Source organism: Chondromyces crocatus, from assembly GCF_001189295.1.
Classification (GTDB): domain Bacteria; phylum Myxococcota_A; class Polyangia; order Polyangiales; family Polyangiaceae; genus Chondromyces; species Chondromyces crocatus.
Genome location: NZ_CP012159.1, coordinates 586,589 through 604,362, shown reverse-complemented (window position 1 = coordinate 604,362; position 17,774 = coordinate 586,589). Strand labels below are relative to the sequence as shown.

Annotated in this window: 14 protein-coding genes; 10 read left to right on the top strand and 4 right to left on the bottom strand. The window is 70.1% G+C overall.

The genetic code is table 11. From position 1 onward, the window contains the following. The first annotated feature begins 116 nt into the window (after positions 1-116). The 6 genes from CMC5_RS02260 to CMC5_RS02235 are packed head-to-tail and all read left to right on the top strand — an operon-like array spanning position 117 to position 7,607. Complete coding sequence (locus CMC5_RS02260; protein ID WP_245678245.1) at positions 117-2,327, top strand: type VI secretion system Vgr family protein; 2,211 nt, start codon at positions 117-119, stop codon at positions 2,325-2,327. A gap of 3 nt (positions 2,328-2,330) precedes the next feature. After that, on the top strand, positions 2,331-3,617 hold the full coding sequence (locus CMC5_RS02255) for a TIGR02270 family protein (RefSeq protein WP_050428867.1): 1,287 nt from the start codon (positions 2,331-2,333) through the stop codon (positions 3,615-3,617). After that, a complete protein-coding gene (locus tag CMC5_RS02250; protein ID WP_050428866.1) occupies positions 3,601-4,599 on the top strand; it encodes a DUF2169 family type VI secretion system accessory protein in 999 nt (332 codons plus the stop codon). The genes CMC5_RS02255 and CMC5_RS02250 overlap by 17 nt, the downstream gene beginning before the upstream one ends. 30 nt (positions 4,600-4,629) lie before the next feature. Then, complete coding sequence (locus tag CMC5_RS02245; protein ID WP_050428865.1) at positions 4,630-5,745, top strand: beta-ketoacyl synthase N-terminal-like domain-containing protein; 1,116 nt, start codon at positions 4,630-4,632, stop codon at positions 5,743-5,745. After that, a complete protein-coding gene (locus CMC5_RS02240) occupies positions 5,736-6,971 on the top strand; it encodes a DUF4150 domain-containing protein (RefSeq protein ID WP_050428864.1) in 1,236 nt (411 codons plus the stop codon). Before CMC5_RS02245 ends, CMC5_RS02240 begins: the two co-directional genes overlap by 10 nt. Positions 6,972-6,998: 27 nt before the next feature. Next, positions 6,999-7,607, top strand: coding sequence for a hypothetical protein (locus CMC5_RS02235; protein WP_050428863.1), 609 nt, complete (start codon positions 6,999-7,001; stop codon positions 7,605-7,607). Between the two features lie 9 nt (positions 7,608-7,616). Here the strand turns inward: CMC5_RS02235 and CMC5_RS02230 are convergent, their stop codons facing one another. The 3 genes from CMC5_RS02230 to CMC5_RS02220 form a co-directional block, all read right to left on the bottom strand. Beyond that, positions 7,617-9,725 (bottom strand): DUF2169 family type VI secretion system accessory protein, encoded by a 2,109-nt coding sequence (locus tag CMC5_RS02230; RefSeq protein WP_050428862.1) that lies wholly within the window; start codon positions 9,723-9,725, stop codon positions 7,617-7,619. Between the two features lie 146 nt (positions 9,726-9,871). Further along, positions 9,872-10,714: a 16S rRNA (cytidine(1402)-2'-O)-methyltransferase gene (rsmI, locus tag CMC5_RS02225; RefSeq protein ID WP_050428861.1), complete on the bottom strand. Its 843-nt coding sequence runs from the start codon at positions 10,712-10,714 to the stop codon at positions 9,872-9,874. 3 nt (positions 10,715-10,717) lie between these two features. Further along, positions 10,718-12,046 carry an RNA polymerase factor sigma-32 gene (locus tag CMC5_RS02220; protein WP_082363365.1) on the bottom strand — a complete coding sequence of 443 codons (1,329 nt, stop codon included), beginning with the start codon at positions 12,044-12,046 and terminating at the stop codon, positions 10,718-10,720. A gap of 188 nt (positions 12,047-12,234) precedes the next feature. On the opposite strand from CMC5_RS02220, the gene CMC5_RS02215 reads away from it, so the two are divergent. The 4 genes from CMC5_RS02215 to CMC5_RS02200 all read left to right on the top strand — a co-directional run bounded on the left by CMC5_RS02215 (position 12,235) and on the right by CMC5_RS02200 (position 16,888). Continuing rightward, positions 12,235-12,885, top strand: coding sequence for a hypothetical protein (locus tag CMC5_RS02215; RefSeq protein WP_063796197.1), 651 nt, complete (start codon positions 12,235-12,237; stop codon positions 12,883-12,885). Next, positions 12,882-15,185: a DNA mismatch repair endonuclease MutL gene (gene mutL / locus CMC5_RS41900; protein WP_082363364.1), complete on the top strand. Its 2,304-nt coding sequence runs from the start codon at positions 12,882-12,884 to the stop codon at positions 15,183-15,185. Before CMC5_RS02215 ends, mutL begins: the two co-directional genes overlap by 4 nt. After that, positions 15,182-16,249 (top strand): tRNA (adenosine(37)-N6)-dimethylallyltransferase MiaA, encoded by a 1,068-nt coding sequence (gene miaA, locus CMC5_RS02205; RefSeq protein ID WP_245678244.1) that lies wholly within the window; start codon positions 15,182-15,184, stop codon positions 16,247-16,249. Before mutL ends, miaA begins: the two co-directional genes overlap by 4 nt. Positions 16,250-16,396: 147 nt before the next feature. After that, positions 16,397-16,888 carry a response regulator gene (locus tag CMC5_RS02200; protein ID WP_082362167.1) on the top strand — a complete coding sequence of 164 codons (492 nt, stop codon included), beginning with the start codon at positions 16,397-16,399 and terminating at the stop codon, positions 16,886-16,888. A 56-nt stretch (positions 16,889-16,944) separates the two neighbouring features. Here CMC5_RS02200 and CMC5_RS02195 read toward each other — a convergent pair whose 3' ends face one another. Further along, positions 16,945-17,496: a DUF2231 domain-containing protein gene (locus CMC5_RS02195; RefSeq protein ID WP_050428857.1), complete on the bottom strand. Its 552-nt coding sequence runs from the start codon at positions 17,494-17,496 to the stop codon at positions 16,945-16,947. Positions 17,497-17,774: the final 278 nt, after the last annotated feature.

Here is a 17,774-nt window from a genome sequence, read left to right as displayed (position 1 = left end):
GACGGCATCCCTTCTTCAGGGGGTCTCTCGATGGCGACGCCAGGGCTGCGCCCGAGTTCGGGACCCTCTGCGGTCACCGGACCGCTTCGAACCCAAGAGACGAAGGGGACATCATCGTGACATTGCTCTCCTCCGCCGCTCCCGAGGGGCACGCTCTCGAGATGGTGGTCGCTTCGGATGACGCCCTCGATGTGCGGCATTTCTCCGTTCACGAGCGGATCTCGTCTCTGTTCGAGGCCACCGTCGTGGTGATGAGCGGGAACGCGGCCATCGACTTCGACGCAGTGGTGGGTCAGCCGGCGGGTCTCAGTCTCCGTGCGGGATCCCAGGTGCGCACCTGGGCGGGGATCTGCAGCCAGCTCCACCAGGTCGGGGTGGAGGAAGAGGGGCTCTCGACCTACCAGATCACGCTCGTCCCGGATCTCTGGTTGGCCACGCAGCGGCGCAATTACCGCATCTTTCAGCAGCTCTCCGAGCCAGACATCGTGCTCCAGCTCCTCGCGGAGTGGGGCATCGAACCCGAGGTCCGGCTCACCGGCGTGTACAAGAAGCGCAAGTACCGCGTCCAGTACGCCGAGTCCGACTATGCGTTCATGAGCCGGATGCTCGAAGACGCCGGCATCTCGTTTTACTTTGCGCCGATCGAGGGAGGGACCCGCCTCGTCCTCTCGGACGCCCCCCACTTCGCCACCCCTCGGCAGTCGAAGCTCCCCTTCAAGGACGACATCTCGATGGAGTCGGGCGAGTACGCCACCCGGCTCCGCATCGGCCAGCGGGTGAGGCCCGGCCGCTACACGATGAGGGACCACGACTACCGACGCGCCTCGTCGAACCAGCCCCTGTCGAGCGCCGAGGCCGCGAACGTGAGCATCGAGAAGCGGCTGGAGCGCTTCCACTACACGCCAGGGGCGTTCCTGTTCGGCACCGACCGGGGAGACGACACGCCTTCAGCGGACGATCGGGGCAAGGCCCGGACCGACGAGGGCGAGGCCGCGCTCCTTTCGCAGAAACGGCTGGAGGCGAAGCGTGCCAGCGCGAAGACCTGCACCTTCGATACGAACGCGCCCGACCTCGCGCCGGGGATGGTCCTGAGCCTCCTCGACCACCCGCGCCCGGATCTCGGGCCCGATCGAAGGCTCCTCGTGGTGGAGATGACGCACTCCGGGACCTTCTCCAGCGCGTGGTCGCATGCGTGCGAGGTGAGGAGCGCGGACGTGCCGTTCCGACCTGCATTGACGACCCCCAGACCGAAGGCGATCGGCGTGGAGAGCGCGACGGTGGTGGGGCCTGCCGGAGAAGAGATCCACACCGACGAATTTGGTCGCGTTCGGGTGCATTTCCACTGGGATCGCGAGAGCGCGATGGACGACCGGAGTTCGTGCTGGATCCACGTGAGCCAGCCCTGGGGCGGCGCGGGGTTCGGCGGGACGAACCTGCCGCGGGTCGGGCAAGAGGTGCTCGTGGAGTTCCTGGGTGGCGATCCGGACCGGCCGGTCATCGTGGGCAGGCTGTACACGAACCTGCAAAAGGTCCCGTACAAGCTGCCGGAGAACAAGACGCAGAGCGGCTGGAAGAGCAACTCGACAGGGAAGACCGGAGGCTACAACGAGCTGATGTTCGAGGACGCTTCCGGGAGCGAGCTGCTGCGCATGCAGGCCGAGCGTGACCTGAAGAAACTCGTGAAGAACGACGAGTCCGTGACCATCGGCAACGACAGGACGAAAGAGGTGGGGCACGACGATTTGCTGCGGGTCGTGAACGACAGGAGCCGTCAGGTGGGGAACGACGAGTCGATCACGATCGGCAGCAACCGCTCGAAGACCGTCGGTGGTGACGAGGACGCGCAGGTGGGGGGGAACCGATCGCAGGTCGTCGGGATGAACAAGAGTTCGCAGGTGGGCGGCCACCAGGACGAGCAGGTCGGCGGCAATGACAGCCTCAGCGTCGGCAAGAACATGAGCGTGCAGGTGCAGCTCGCCAAGACCGAGACGGTGGGCATCGCGTCGGCCGAGACGGTGGGGGTGACGAAGGTGCTGCAGGCCGGAAAGAGCTACGAGATCCAGGTCGGCAAGACGATGAACGTGGCGGTGGGCGAGAGCCAGAGCGAGTCGATCGGCGTCTCGAAGAAGGTGGTGGTCGGTGAGGTCTACGAGCTGTCGTGCGGCGCCAGCTCGATCCACGTGGACGCGGGGGGCAACGTGACGATCACCGCCTCCGACATCGTGATGAAGTCGAGCGGACCGGTGCTCGTCGAAGCGGGCGGTGTGGTCAAGGTGATGGCGGGGGGGGCCATCAAGGTGCAGGGAAGCACCGTCGACATCAACTGACCGATGGGCGCGATGTTCCTGCCCGACGTGGAGGAGGAGCTCGTCGACACGAGCGGCTTTCTGCGTGCGCAGAGGGAGCGCCTCGTCCGGTCGCGCACGGCTGGGCTCTCGGATCTGGCGCGGCTCGACGAGCGCCTCGAAGCCCAGGTGGATGCGCTGCTCCTCTCTGCCGAGGCGGAGGGCGCCGCGGTCACGGTGGCACGCGCATCCGGCGAGCGCTTCGTGGAGGCGTTTCTGGCGGTGCGGCTCCGGCGGGGTGCGCTGCTGCACGAGGTGGCGACGCGCGCCGCGCAAGCGCCGGGGGAAGGGCGTGGGCCGTTGCGGGACGTGGTGGCGGCGCTCGGCTGGGCTCCGTGGGCGGACGCGGACGAGGCGACGACGGAGGGCACGGGCGCACAGGGCGTCATGGCGGCGCTGCGCCTCCACGCGATGCGGGTCCACCGGCGCGATCCGGGCGAGCTCCTGGCGCTCCGAGCGGCTTCGGGCGATGGGAGCGTACGGGCGGCGGCGCTGCGCGCCATCGGCGAGCTGGGCCGAGCGGATCTCATGGGGCTTCTGCTGGACGCGCTCGACGACAAAGACGCCCGGTGCCATGCGTGGGCGGCGTGGTCGGGGGCGTTGCTTGGCGCGCCTCGGTGCGCCGCTGCCCTGGTCGCGATCTGCCGCGCGGGCTGCGCTCCCCTTGGCGAGCGGGCGCTCGAGGTCGCGGTGCGCGCCGTCGCGCCGGATGAGGCGGCGGCGCTGCTGCGCGAACTGGCCGCCACGGGACAGGAGCGGCGCGCCATCGCGGTGGCCGGAGGTTGGGGAGACGTCCGCGTCGTGCCCTGGCTTCTCGCCTCCGCGGCCCGACCTGAGCTGGCCCGCCTCGTCGGGTGGGCCTTCACGGCGATGACCGGGGTCGACCTCTCGAAGCGCGCGCTCGCAGCCGCTCCACCCCCCGGCTTTCGTGAGGGCCCCACGGACAGCCCGCTGGAGCACGATGTCTCGATGGATCCCGACGCGTCGCTGCCCTGGCCCGACCCCGCGCGGGTGGGGGCGCTGTGGGCAAAGATCGCGACCAGCTTCCTCCCCGGGGTGCGCTACAGGTTTGGTCACCCGATCGAGGACGCCACGGCCCTCGCAGCGGCCGTCGAGGCGTCGCAGGTGCTCCGGGCGGCCGCGGCGCTCGACGAGTTCCGCGGACAGCGAAGGGGGCCGCTGTTCTCCGTCAGAGCGCCCGCCTTCCGCCAGAGCCGGCTGCTTCGGTCACGCGAAGGCGGCGAAGGAGGCGCGGATGTGGCGCCTCACTAACCGCACCCCTTACGCAGCAGAGCGCTGCTTCGCGCGTGACGAGCACGGTGGTGAGGTGTGGATCGTCGCCGTGAAAGGGACCTTCGCGATTCGCGAAGGGGGGCGGGTCGAGGTGGCCGAGCACCAGGATGCGGTGGCGCTGACGGCGGACTATGTGGGGGAGCGGGGGCTGTCGAGCCTGCGCTGCGACGCCGACCTCGTGCTCACCAAGCCAGGGACCGATGTCCTCGTGCACGGCAGCGCCCACGCGCCAGGTGGCGTTCCTGCCGCGCGGGTGGAGGTGGGGCTGCGTTGTGGACCGATCGAGAAGCGGCTCGTGGTGTTCGGCGATCGGGTGTATCGGCCAGGGGGTGTCGCCATGTCCGATGCGCAGCCGTTCGTGACGATGCCGCTCCGGTACGAGCGCACGTTCGGTGGGGTGGATCCGGTGACGGGCGTGCGTGATCCTCGGAACCCGATCGGCGTGGGATTCGCAGAGCAGGCAGCACGCCTCGCTGGCCGCCCGGCTCCGAACATCGAGGCTGCTCCGACGTCGCCGAGGGCTGCCGAGGAGAAGCGCCCGGCGCCAACTGGCGTCGGGGCGCTGGCGCGTGACTGGTCGCCGCGCATCGCGCACGCGGGGACGTATGACGAGGCATGGGAGGAGCGACGGATGCCGCTGCTTCCACTGGACTTCGATGCGCGGTTCTTTTTCTCGGCGCCTGTGGATCAGCAGGTGCCCGGCGGGCTCCGGGAGGGCACGCAGGTCGAGCTGCTGAACATGACGCCCGAGGGGGTGCTCGCCTTTCACCTCCCGAAGCGGAGGCCTTGCTTCAGGACGTTCTTCGGGCGGCATACGGTGGAGCACCGGGCCAGACTCCACACGGTGCTCGTGGAGCCGGACGCACGCCGGGTGATGGTCGTCTGGCACACGGCGCTTCCCTGTCAGGGAAAGGAGCACCACCTCGATCGCACCCTGATCTGGGAGAAGGCTCATGTGTAGCCGGCGGGGCACGCTGGCGGGGAGCGGAGGGTGAGGAAGCGCGATCTTGCAGTCAGGGCGGCGCTGCTGCGCTTCGGCGGCTGCACCTCGGTGGCGCCGACGGTGGTGGGCTCGTGCGCGGCTGCGCGGGCTTCGATCTCGCGCTTTCTCCGCGGGGTGCACGGGGCCGTCGCCGGCGCCGAGGCGTTCACGATGGCCCCGGCCCCGTACCTGTCTCCGATGCGCATCCCCGAGGCGACCGCCACGCCACGCCTGCTGGCGCTCGTGAGCCGCGCGCTGGGAGAGGCGATGCACGGGGTCCTGCCGCCGCGGGGTGAGGCCCTGCCCGTGCTGCTCGGCATGCCGCCGGTGCGTCCAGGTCTCCCTGCCGAGGCTGCGGAGATCGTGGCGGGTCGCGTCGAGGCGGACCTGGCCGAGCGTGACGTACGTGGGGTGGTCGAGGTGCTGCCGCTGGGCCACGCGGCCGGGATCGTCGGACTGGAGCGGGCGATCCGGAAGCTCGACGCGGGGGAGTGCGGGCTGTGCCTCGTCGGCGGCGTGGACTCGTACATCGCCGAGGAGACCCTGGCCTGGCTCCACGAGCGCGAGCAGCTCAAGTCCGGGCGCAACCGCTGGGGGTTCATCCCGAGCGAAGGGGCGGGGTTCTGCGTCGTCAGCCGCGCTGCGGCGGCGGAGACGCGCGCGATCTCGCCAGACGACGGGTCTCGGCGCGCGCCGGCGTTGACCGTGCTCGCCGCCGGTGTGGCCCACGAGGAGGTTCCTGCGCGCGGCGAGATCCCGTCCCGCGGTGACGGCTTGACGGCCGCGCTCTGGGGCGCCCTGACGCCCCTGTCGGGGGGCGAGAGGGTCGACGAGGTGGTCTGTGATCTCAACGGGGAGCGGTGGCGCGGCGACGAGGCGGGCATGTCCATCCCGCGCGTCGCGCAGCGCCTCGTCGAGCCAGGGCGCTTCGCGGCTCCTGCGCTCGCCTGGGGCGATGTGGGGGCTGCCTCGGGGCCGCTCCACCTGGCCCTGGTCGCGCACCTTGCGGCGCGGGGCGCTGCGAAGGGCGCGCGCGCGCTGGTCTGGACGAGTTCGGAGGAGGGCGCCCGCGCCGCGACGCTGGTCGCCGCGCGCTGCGTCGACAGGGAGGCATCATGCCGGTGAAGGTCAACGTCAACGGCCTGTCGCTCTGTCACAAAGGGAGCGACGGGATCACCATCGCGACGGCGCCGGACGTGTGCGTCACCCCGCCGGGCGTGCCGATCCCCTATCCCAACGTCGCTTACTCCAGCGATCTTGCGCAGGGGACGACGACGGTGTTCGCCGACGGAGGCAACAGCATCGCGCACCGACCCTCGATCTTCGCGAAGAGCACCGGCGACGAGCCGGGCACGATGGGGGGCGTCAAGAGCGGCACCTTCACGAAGGAGGCGAGCTGGTTGACGTTCTCCGCCGACGTGAAGTTCGAGGGAGAAGCGGCCTGTCGGCTCACCGACAAGATGCTTCACAACCACGGCAACACGTTCAACTGCGGCGGGGAGATGCAGGCCCCCGTGAAGGGCGACGACCTCGACTGCCAGGCGATGTGGGACGAGGTGAACCGGGAGGTGGAAGACGTGCTGAGCCACGGCGGCGATGCCGATCCCATCACGCGCAACCGGCACATCACCGCCGCCTACGCGCGGGTCTACCGCGCGCACCCGGAGCTGAAGTGGGCGGGGATGGGCGCCTTCGTCTCCAAGGAGGCCGGCTGCGGGATGAAGGAAGCGAAGGGGATCAAAGACGGCCTGGGGGGCTACGATCCACGCGCATCCACCGCCAACACGGTGTTCAAGGGGCTCGCCGACGGAAACAAGGCCATCTTCAGGGACATCTACCCTCAGTTCCTCTTCTACGCGAAGTACGGCAACGATGCGTTCCAGCGGTGCGCGGATGCGAACGGCGTCACGGAGGAGATGAAGGAGGCGTTCGATCTCTTCGCCAAGGGGGGGCAGGAGAACATCGAGAAGGCGACGATGCTGGTCGCGACCCAGGAGCAGCGAGGGACGCTCGAGACCATGATGCAGAGCAACAAGCCTTTCCGAGATGCGCTGGACCTGAACAAAACCACTCACGATTGGTGGGTAGGGCGTCCCTTCGGGGCGAAGAGCCCGGATGTGTTCATGTCCTCCGCTTGTGGTGGAGGGCCCCGCATTCCCTTCGAGGGAAGCATCACCAACACGCGTGATCGGCTCGACATGGCGAAACGGGTCTCGCTGTCCTTCGACCAGGTCCAGTCCCGGTGGCCCGAGTACATGAGCGATCAGATGGCCATCATGCAGCACGGCACGATCCTCACGGCGCCCGGCCGCGTGGGGCCTCCGGCAGGGACCGTGCTCCCGCTGAAGTGATGACGGAGAGGCCAGGAGAGAGGGATCATGAGCACGGAAATCGTACCGGCTGTCCGGTTCACCCTGGGGGACGGCATCGAGCAGGTCCTGGCTGCGTCGACCTATCCGATTCAGGTCGAGACGCTCCACGACATCGACCTCGTCGCCGTCACGGCGCTGGTGCGCTGCGTGGTTGTGCGGACGCCAGGGGGCTTCGAGCTGCCCGAGGCGGCCCTCATCACGCTGGCGTTTCGTGCTGGCAAGCTCACCGGGGTGCATGCTTGCCCGCACGCCGGGGGGCTCGACGACGCGCAAGCGGGCCGCGTCTGTGTGCAGACGGTGGACCTCGTGGAGCGCGCTGGCTGGACGCGCGTGCCGGGGATCGGCATGGAGGCTGGCGCGGTGACCACCCGGCTGTCGGACCCGTCGAGGCCTGGGGACACGCGGCTGATCGTGGGCAAGTGGATGTACGGGAACGACGCGGTGTTCGTCGAGGTCAACCGCGCGAGCCATGCGCATGCCCGAGGGGAGGCGCCGCCTCCTCCGACGAGCGTGGTGCGCGTGCGGCTGGAGAACGGGCCGCTGGCGAAGCAGGCGATCGCGGAGGTCCAGGGCGACGGCGAGCGGGTCGTCTGGCGCAAGGGCGGGTCGCCGTGAGGCGAGTCGTCAGCGGTCGCGTTCGGCGTTGATCGCGCGCCGGACCCGAACGCCGAGCGCCTGATCGGCGGCAATCTTCGCGATCCACACGCGGCGGAGCCGCATCAAGACCTCGAGGGGCAGCCCGAGCTCCTGGAGGGCGCGTGCGGTGTCGCCCCGCTCCGCCGCCACCGCGAGCTGGGCGTGTTCCTCGACGGTGATGGGCCCTCGTTCGGCTTCGAGCTGCGCGACGTACGCGCTGTCGTAGGCCGAGAGCAGCGTCTTCCGCCGGCGCTGAGGGGCGACCTCCAGCTGCTGGAGCCAGTGTCCATGGAGGGCCTCCCACGTGTTCTCGGACAAGGACTCGGCCTGGAGGATCGCGCTCTGGTCGGGTGGGCGGAGCGCCCGCCGGGCAGCGATGCGAGCGCAGCGCTCGATCGGGTACGCGTCGAGGGGGAGCGGCTCGGCGCTGGTGCCTGGGGTGGAGGGCGGCACGTCGAGCTTGCGTGGAGGTGGGGGAGCGAGAGGGGGTACCGGTTCGGCCTGGGGCGTGGCGACGGGGGCGTCGAACGCAGCAATGGGGGCGTCGGGCGCGACGAGGAGGTCGAGAGAGGGCGGCCGTTCGTCGGGAAGAAGTCTGGCGAGGGGAGGAGGTGGCGGCTCGTCTGGAAGAAGCCGGAAGGGGGGAGGAGGTGGCGGCGCTGGCGTGGGCAGGTCGGACGGTGGCGCAGAGGGCGGCGTGACGTCCGCGAGGATGGGCGTGCTCCCCAGGGGGGGTGGGCCGGGAGGGCTCCGGAAGGGAAGTACATCGCTCGGCGCGGCTTCGAGGGAAGCACTCTGGGTTTGCGTCACCGACCTTGAGGGGGGCCGAGTGCTTGGTGCGAACGACGGCTCGGTTTCGACGGGGGGTGGAGGTGGAGCGAGATGGCGTGACGTGCTCTCTCCGAAAGGGAGCGCAGCTGCCGCCTTCACTTCTCCCGAGAGATCGAGCGTCTGCTTGGCGCGTCGGATGGGCTGGGCGGAAGGAACGGCCGTCATGGCGGGCGACGCCGTCCCTCGCACCAGCGTCTGGGTGGCGTCGCTGTCGTCGCTCGCCGCATCCACCGTCTCCGACTGCCTGGCGTCGTCGCCGTGTCCAGCGGCGGCACCTTGGCGTTCCTTGATGCCTGCGAGCAGGTCTTCGGTCCACACGACCGCTCGCCCTGGCTCGCGCGGGTGACTGAGCGCCGCGGTGCCTCGCCAGGTGAGCGTGGCCAGCCCACGATCGCTGTCGATCCAGAGGGTGTCCGCGTGGAGTGCGAGGCTCTCGCTCACGCCTCCGGCGCGGTGAATCGCGGCCAGGGGTCTCACATCGGCGAGGCTGGTCACCAGACGCGCGTGGGCGGGGTGCAGGTTCTCCAGGACGAGGCGCTCGTTCGCATGCAGCTCTTCGACCCATTGATCGGGAGGAGCCGCGTTGAAGAACTTGCGCTCGAAGGCCTCGGGGATCGGCTGCGAAGGCCACCAGGACGACCACCAAGCCGCCAGCTCCTTCGACATCCCGCTCGCGCGCGCCGGCCAGATCGGTGCGAGCGGACCGAACCCGATCGACTCGAAGGACTCGCCCTTCCAGTTCAGGTGTCGCCCGGGAGGTTGCAGGTTCGGCACCGAGATCCTGCCGTACATGTCTGGCATCGCGTCGAGGCGCATGCCCACGGGGTTCGTTGTCGTGGGGCCGCCGATGGCTCGCTCCCACGCGAGGGGCATCTTCGTGAAGCGAGGCCCTTCCACGAGACGGCCGTCTTGCATGAAGACACGATCACACCAGACCTCGATGGCCTTGTTCACCTCGCCCACCTGAAGGCGAGCCAGGAGGGATCGAACCGGCTGCGCTCCAGGCGCGAAGGCATGGCCGACCAGCATCACCTCCGGGCGTCGTTTGAAGGGGACGCGGTCCGAAGGCATGTAGAGGCTTCGTGCCGGGTCGCCATTCCAGTGACGATCCACGTCGGTCGGCTCCTCCTGCGTCTCATGGAGGGGTGAGTGCAGTGGCTCCAGCCGATAGGTCGCCTTGACGATCAGGGTGAATGCCCAGGTGTGCGGCCTCGATCGCCACACGACCGAGGCGACTCGGAAGGGGCAGGCGGAGACGACATCCATGGAGGAAAAACTACCACCAGCCAGCTGCCCAGCGCTCGACCTTGCGGCCATCCCCCTCGCGCGGCAGGCCACGGGTCGATCTCACGCAGCCGGTCTGCGCGGCAGAGGTGTCGCCGTACGGCAGAGGCTCCGATCGCTGCGGTGCCTCAACCCTTGCGCGCGAGTACCCGCGTGTAGATCTCGCGGCGTGAGGCGCCGAGCTCCACGGACAGCTCGTCGGCGATCTCGCGCGGGCGCCGCCCGAGGGCGAGATCGCGGTCGATGCGGCGGTCGATCTCCTCGTCGCTCAGCGCGGCGCGCTCGCCAGCTGCGTCGACCTCGGCGGGACCGAGTACCAGGGTGACCTCGCCGCGCCACTCCCGGTCGAGGGCAGCGAGATCGGTCACCGTGCCGCGCAGGAGTTCTTCGTGGACCTTGGTCAGCTCGCGCGCGACGAGCGCCTTCCGGCCAGGGACGCGCTCGGCGAGGTCCCGCAAGGTGTCGCTGGTGCGGTGCGGCGACTCGAAGAGCACCACGGTCTCCGGCGTCGAGGCGACCAGCGCCAGCGCCTCGCGGCGCTCACGGCCGCTGCGCGGGAGGAACCCCACGAAACGGAAGCCTCCGTTCACCAGCCCCGACACGCTGAGCGCCGCCATCACCGCCGAGGCTCCCGGGATGGCCACGATCGGTGCGCCAGCGCTGGCGGCGACGCGCACGAGGGCATTGCCGGGGTCGCTGACCACCGGGGTGCCGGCGTCGGTCATGAAGGCGAGCTGCTCTCCCTCGGCGAGGTGGCCGGCGGCGCGCGAGAGGTCGGCGTCGGTGGCATGCTCGTCGAGCCGATCGACGGGTTTGCCGCCGATGCCGAGGTGGGAAAGCAGCGCGCGCGCCCGGCGGGTGTCCTCGGCCAGGATGCGATCGGCCGTGCGGAGCACCTCGACGGCGCGCTGGGTGATGTCACCGAGGTGGCCGATGGGCGTGGCCACCACATAGAGCGTGCCCGTGCCCAAGGGTCAGTGCGCCTCGACCGCGTCGCCCAGCTCCTCGCGCAGGTACTCCCGCAGCCGCTGCGTGAGGCGGGCCTCGAGCTGGCGGACGCGCTCGCGGGAGATGCCGAAGGCGTTGCCAAGTTCCTGGAGCGTCATCGGATCTTCGGCGGTCAGCCGCTTCTCGAAGATGTCCACCTCCTTGCCGGTGAGCGTCTTGCGGAACTCGGCGAGGCGCTGGTGGACGAGGTGGCCGACCTCCTGCGTCTCGAAGTAGGTCTCCGGGCTCTCCGAGGGGCCGGGGATCAGCTCAACGCGCGAGATGGTGCGGCCCTCGGCGTCGCCGGCCGGCGCATCGAGGGACGACTCGCCGCTCGACAGGCGCCGGTCCATGTCGATGACCTCGTGCTCCTCCACGTCGAGGCGCTTGGCGATCTCGGTCGGCGTCGGGTCGATGCCCATCGCGGTGAGCTTCGCCTTCTCCTTGTTCAGGTTGAAGAAGAGCTTGCGCTGCGCCTGGGTCGTCCCGAGCTTCACGAGGCGCCAGTTGTTGAGGATGAACCGCAGGATGTACGCGCGGATCCACCAGGCCGAGTACGACGAGAGCTTCACCCCACGGTAGGGATCGAAGCGCTTCACGGCCTGCATGAGACCGATGTTCCCCTCCTGGATGAGGTCCATGATGTTCTTGTAAGCGCGGCGGTACTCGTACGCGAGCTTCACCACGAGGCGGAGGTTCGCGGTGACGAGCCGGGCGGCGATTTTCACATCGCCGGTCTGCGCGTACTTGACCGTGAGTTCTTTCTCCTCGGTTGGCGTGAGCAGCGCATAGCGCTGCACCTCGCGCAGGTAAGCCTGGAGGGGATCGGTGCGCGAGAGCGCGGCGCCGCTGCTGACGGGGAACTCGTCCTCGGCCTCGGCGCCAGCGCGCCGCGCCGCAGAGAACACGTCGGCGTCACGGAACCCGGCGCGGCCTCCGTCTTCGTGGTCGTGTTCCTCGCCGCCGTCTTCGACGATCTCGCCCTCGGCCTCGACGACGTCTTCGCCGTCGCCGCCGCGCGCGGTGCCGCCGTCGTTCTCCTCGTCGTCGTCCTGGCCTCGGTCGACGACCTCCGCGGTGGGCTTGGGCGCGGTGGAGGGCTTTGCGGACTTCGTCCCCTTCGCGGCCCTCGGGGTCCGGGTCGGCTTCGTGGTCTTCGCGGCCCGGGTCGCCTTCGGGCGCGCCGTCCCGCTGCGCCCGGCAGGCTCGTTCGGCGGCTCGACGATCACCTCGGCCACCACGGCGGAAGGCTCGGTCCCGTCGACTCGCTGGTTCTCCGCGCCCGACGTCGGCGCGGCGGGCTCGTCGGTCTGCATCGTTCGCGGCTCGCTGTTCTTCGCCACTGGACCTCGCTGTGACTGCGTCCTCTGTATAGTACAGCTATCTCCGAGGGCGCCATGAGCGGAGGAGGCGTCGTCCAGCGGTCAAAGCCCACCCGGGTCGGCCGTTGAGGACGCCGAGGTTACTCGATGGGGGAGAACGTGATACACGCAGCGCAGCCTCCGTGAGTTCGTCAATCCCGCCCATCCTCCGCGCCAGATCCCTGAGACCCTGGTACGTGATGATGGCCCTCGTGCTCGCCGTGACCTTTGGTCTGCAGGACCTGACAACCGGCTGCGTCGCGACGACATTCCTGCGAGAAGGGACGGTCCCGGACGTCCACGCCGTGGCCGAGCAGGCGCGGGAGGAAGACCCGTACCAGCTCCTGCTCCGCGTCCACGAGGCCGCCCATGTGCGCGCGATGGCCGACCACGCCAAGGTGACCTTTCCCTTGAGTGTGGGACGGATGCTGCTGGGCGGGCTGCTCTGTGTGGTCGGGTTCATGGCGCTGCCGGGCAGACGGGGCTCGCGGGCGCTGGTGATGCAGGCGCTCGCCGTGAACATTGCGTTCACTGCGCTCGATTACGTGCTCAGCCGGGACATGCGCGCGACCTGGATCGAGCTGTTCGCGCAGGCGGGGGCACTCTTGCCTCCAGAACTGCCGGATCGCGAGCGCCTGGTCAGCCCGGAGTTCTGGTGGGGAGCGCACCGGACGCGGCTGATCATGGTGGAACTCGGGATGGTGTTGATGGCGGCCGCGCTCAGCACGACGCGCGCGCGGCAGTGGTTCGCGATGGTGGCGGCCGCGTCCAGGGACGAGGCGGAGGGTCCGTGAGTTCCGGGGCGAGGGGCGACACGCCGCGTGACGAGCGCCGGGTGGCCGTCCTGCCCGACGATCTGGCGAACCAGATCGCTGCGGGCGAGGTGGTGGAGCGGCCGGCGAGCGTGGTGAAGGAGCTCGTCGAGAACGCGCTGGACGCCGGTGCTCGCCGGGTGCGGGTGGACATCGAGGGCGGGGGGGTGATCCTCACGCGGGTCGCGGACGACGGCTCGGGCATGGCGCGGGAAGACGCGTCGCTGGCGGTGCTGCGGCACGCGACGAGCAAGATCACCCACATCGACGATCTGCACGCCATCCAGAGCTTCGGCTTCCGCGGCGAGGCGTTGCCCAGCGTGGCGTCGGTGAGCCGCTTCTCGCTGCGGACGCGGCGGGAGCAGGATCAGGAAGGGACCGAGGTGCGGCTGGAGGGGGGCGGACCACCGAAGGTGACGCCTTGCGGGTGCGCGGCCGGGACGGTGGTCGAGGTGCGCGATCTGTTCTTCAACGTGCCGGCGCGGCGCAAGTTCCTGCGCGCGGTGGCGACGGAGTCGGCGCACGTGACCGAGGTGGTGCAGGCCGCCGCGCTGAGCGAGCCCGGCGTGACGGTGATCCTGTCGCGCGAGGGGCGGGTGGTGCGCGAGTGGCTGCGCGCCGGGAGCCGCGCCGAGCGGGTGCGGGCGGCGCTCGACGGCGAGGAGCTGGCGACGTGCGCGGGGGAGCGGGGGCCGCTGCGGGTGGAGGCGTTCGTGTCGCGACCCGAGCGGGCGCGCGCTGGAGCCGGGTGGCTCTGGCTCTTCGTGAACGGTCGCCATGTGCGGGATCGCACGCTGGCGCGCGCGGTAGGGCTCGCCTACGGGAGCGTGCTCGAGCCAGGGCGCTACCCGGTGGGCGCGGTGTTCCTGGACTTGCCGGCCACGCTGGTGGACGTGAACGTGCATCCGCAGAAGGCCGAGGTGCGCTTCGCCGAGGGGCGCGCGGTGGCGGAGTCGCTGCAGCGGATCATCGCCGGGCAGGTGGCGGCAGCGTTCGGGTTGCCTTCGCCCGGCCCTGGCGGCGGTGGGTGGGGCCATCGGAAGCAGAAGCCTGCTGCAGAGTCCCAGGGCGCGGCGTGGCTCTGGTCGAATGCACCGAGCGCGAGCGCTCCGACGCCGAGTGCGAGCATGCCGCTCCCGAGCGCGTTCGAGGGCGCGCCCGTGCCGCTCGACGGCGCTCTCCCGGTGGAAGCGCGGGACGAGCGCCGACCGGGATCACACGGGCTGGCCGAGGTGCAACGGGGTGAGGCTCACGAGGTCGAGGAGACACCCGCCGGCGGGGCGTGGCGCGGCGAAGAGGGCGTCACGCTCGCGCGCGCGTCGGCGCAAGCGGCGCCTGGCGCGGAGGCCCCCTTCGGGCAGCGCGGGCTCGCCCATGACGCGACGCCATCGCCCTCGTCGACGACAGGCCTGGCGCCACGGCACGCGCAGCCTTCGGTGTCCCTGGCGAGCAGCGAGGCGTCGGTGGGCGCCGACGCCGACCCGGAGCACCGCGCGACGGCGACGCCCGCGGATCCTTGGGACCTCGGCGGCGAGGTCACGTCTCCCGGTGCCTCCCCGCGGGTGGAGCCGAGGGCGGCCACGCCTGCGCCCACGCAGCTCCCGATCGCAGGCCTCGGGGTCGCGTCGTCGTCGACGAGCGCCCCCCTCACGGCGTACCCGACGGCAGGGCAGCTCCTGGCGACGGCGGCGGATCGACCGATGGTGTTCCGGAACCTGCGCTTTGCGGCGCAGGTGCGCGGGATGTTCCTCGTCTGCGAGGGGGCGGACGGGATCTACTTCCTCGACCAGCACGCCGCAGCCGAGCGTGTGACCTTCCACCGGCTGCGCGAGGCGTACCTGGCGCGGCAGGTGGCGTCCCAGAAGCTGCTCTTCCCGGTGCTGGTGCAAGCCACGCCCGCCGAGGTGGCCCTGGTGGAGGAAGCGCAGGACGACATCGATCGCACCGGGCTCGAGATGCGCCCGGCGGGGCCTGCGCAGCTCGCGATCCACGCCGTGCCGAAGATCCTTTCGCGCGCGGCGCCTGAGCGTCTGGCGCGCGATCTTCTCGACGAGCTGAGCCACGCTGGAGAGCGCGCGTTTTCTGGCGCGGTCGACCTCTCGCTCGCGACGATGGCCTGTCACGGTTCGGTGCGCGCCGGCGATCCCATGGCACCCGACGAGGCACAGGCGCTGCTCAACGCGCTCGACGAGGTGGACTTCGCTGGTCACTGCCCCCACGGCCGGCCGGTGGTGATGCGCGTGGGGTGGCCCGAGCTGGAGCACCGCGTGGGGCGGCGATGAGCGAGGCGCAACGAGTCGCGCCCACCCCGCTGGACACGGCATCGCACGCGCGGGCGGAGTCGACACCGGGCACGTCGATGGCCACGGAGCCGCAAGCGCCGATGGACGCGGAGCCGCAAGGGCCGAACGACACGGATCCGCAAGCGCCGAACGACACGGAGCCGCAAGCGCCGATCGACTGGACTGCACTCGCTCCGCCGACGGAGGAAGAGCTGATCGTGGTGGTGGGTCCGACCGCCAGCGGGAAGACGGAGCTCGCGGTGCGGCTCGCGGAGCGCTTCGGTGGCGAGGTGATCAGCGCAGACAGTGTGCAGATCTACCGCGCGTTCGATGTGGGTTCCGGCAAGCCGAGCGCCGAGGAGCGCGCGCGGGCGCCTCACCACCTCATCGACGTGCTCGATCCGCTCGACCCGGCCGACGCGCAGCGTTTCGCTTCGCTGGCCAGCGAAGCCCTGGCCGACATCCGCAAGCGCGGGCGGGTCCCGATCGTCTGCGGGGGGACGTTCCTGTGGGTGAAGGCGCTGGTGTGGGGACTTTCGCCTGCTCCTCCTGCAGATCCCGAGATCCGCGCCCGGCATCAGGCGCTGGCAGCGCACGCGGGGCGGCAGGCGCTGCACGCACAGCTCGCGCAGGTCGACGCAGAGAGCGCGGCGCGGCTCGCGCCGAACGATCTGGTGAGGGTCAGTCGCGCGCTGGAGATCTACGAGCTGACGGGGCGACCGCAGAGCGTGTGGCACGCGGCGCACGGCTTTCAGGAGCGCCGCCACGTGGCCCGCCTGGTCGGCGTTCACCGGGAGCGGGAAGAGCTGGATCGCCGCATCGCGGCACGTGTACGGGGCTTCCTGAACGACGGCTGGATCGAGGAAGTCAGGGTGCTCGTTGCAAGAGGGTATGGAGGGGCACGGGCCATGGGGTCTGTCGGTTACAAGCAAGTCCGGGAGCACGTGGACGGCCAGCTCCCCGCCGAAGCGCTCGAAGAAGCCGCCGTCCGGGCGACACGGGTGTTCGTTCGGCGACAGCGGACGTGGCTACGCGATCTGGGCGTTACCTACCTGCGAAGTTGATGTGGGTTGGCGTTTCGCCGAAAGGCATGCCAGGGGTACGGAGTACCTGGTAGAATTCAATGGGGGTCGAGTCAGACGGTCCCATATGCCGACACCCTGCACAGTGCGTGTGTCGGAAGGGAGACACTCATGCGCGATGGTCGTAACATGCCGCAAAAGAACTCCCCCCTCAGCGGGGATCTTGAGCCGGAGAGCGGCCTCAAATCTGGCCCCGTATCCAGCACTGGAAGCCGAAGCGGGGTGGACAGCGGGCGCGAGCCGACGTCCACCCGCTCCAAGAAGAAGATCCTGGTCGTCGACGACTCGTTCACGTCGTTGTCGACGCAGCAAGGGACGCTTGCCGACTACGACGTGGTCCTCGCGCGCAACGGGCGTGAGGGGATCCGTCAAGCGATCACCGAGCGCCCCGATCTCATCCTGATGGACGTGAACATGCCCGGCATGGATGGCTTCCAGGCGTGCCGCTGGCTGCGTGCCTTCGAGGCGACGAAGACGGTGCCCATCATCATCATGACCACGCGCAGCGATCCGCAGAGCGTGAAGGTGGCCTACGCGAACGGCTGCAATGGCTACCTGGTGAAGCCGTTCAAGGAAGAGGAGCTGCTGACGTCGGTGCGCAAGCTGCTCGGCGAGAGCTGAGCGGGGCCGTGCCGCACCGCGCGCACCGCTTCTGCGTCGCTGATGGGCCCTCTGGCTCAGGCGCCTGAGCCTTCCAGGCGCTCGGCTGTGCGCATGCCGAGCGCTCCCCCGAGCCAGCTACCGAAGACCAGGAGGCCAAAGCCGGCGCTCGACAGGGCGACGCCGAGGCGCCGCTGATGTCGCTGACGGGCGATCAGGGAGGCGCCATAGAGGCCTACGACCGCGACCCGGGCCGCGCTCACGAGACGATTCGGGCGTCTGGTGCTGTCGTCCTGTGGCATGCGCTCTCCGGCCAGTCTCCCCAGCGCTGCGATGCCAGCACCCACGAGGCCGAGCGAGAGGGTCAGGTCGGCATTGCGCCTGAGCCGTCGAGGGCCGCCGAGCAAGACGATGGTGTCGAAGAGCTGCGCCGTCATCCACGCGCCCAGAGGCAGGTCGATGGGCCAGCCAGGCCGTCGCTGCATCGGCGTCCGAGCGCGGTGCGGGTTCATGGTGGCCGCGCTGCGGGGAACGAGCAGGGGCAGGCCGCTCTTCTCGGGATCGGCTTCCTGGTCGATGTGAAATCGAGCGGCGCTTTGCTGATCGATCGGGATTGCTGTGCGTGCCATGCGGCGCTCCCTTCGTTCGCTGGGCTGTCGTGGGCCCCTCGGTGGTGACGGACCGCTGGGGCATGGTCGTGCCGAGCAGTCGTGGGCCATGCGGGCGTGCCCGTCGCAGATGACGTGGGCGAGTCTCGCTCGGTGCGATCCTCGCCGTTCGTCCAGCAAAGCCTGCGCCGAGGCCCAGGGCGGGACCGCCCCGTGGCAAGCCAGCACAGCACCGAACGGGAGAGCGCCGATGCGGCCTTCGGCTCACTTCCTTTGCTGGGCGCGGTGGGGCGGCCTTG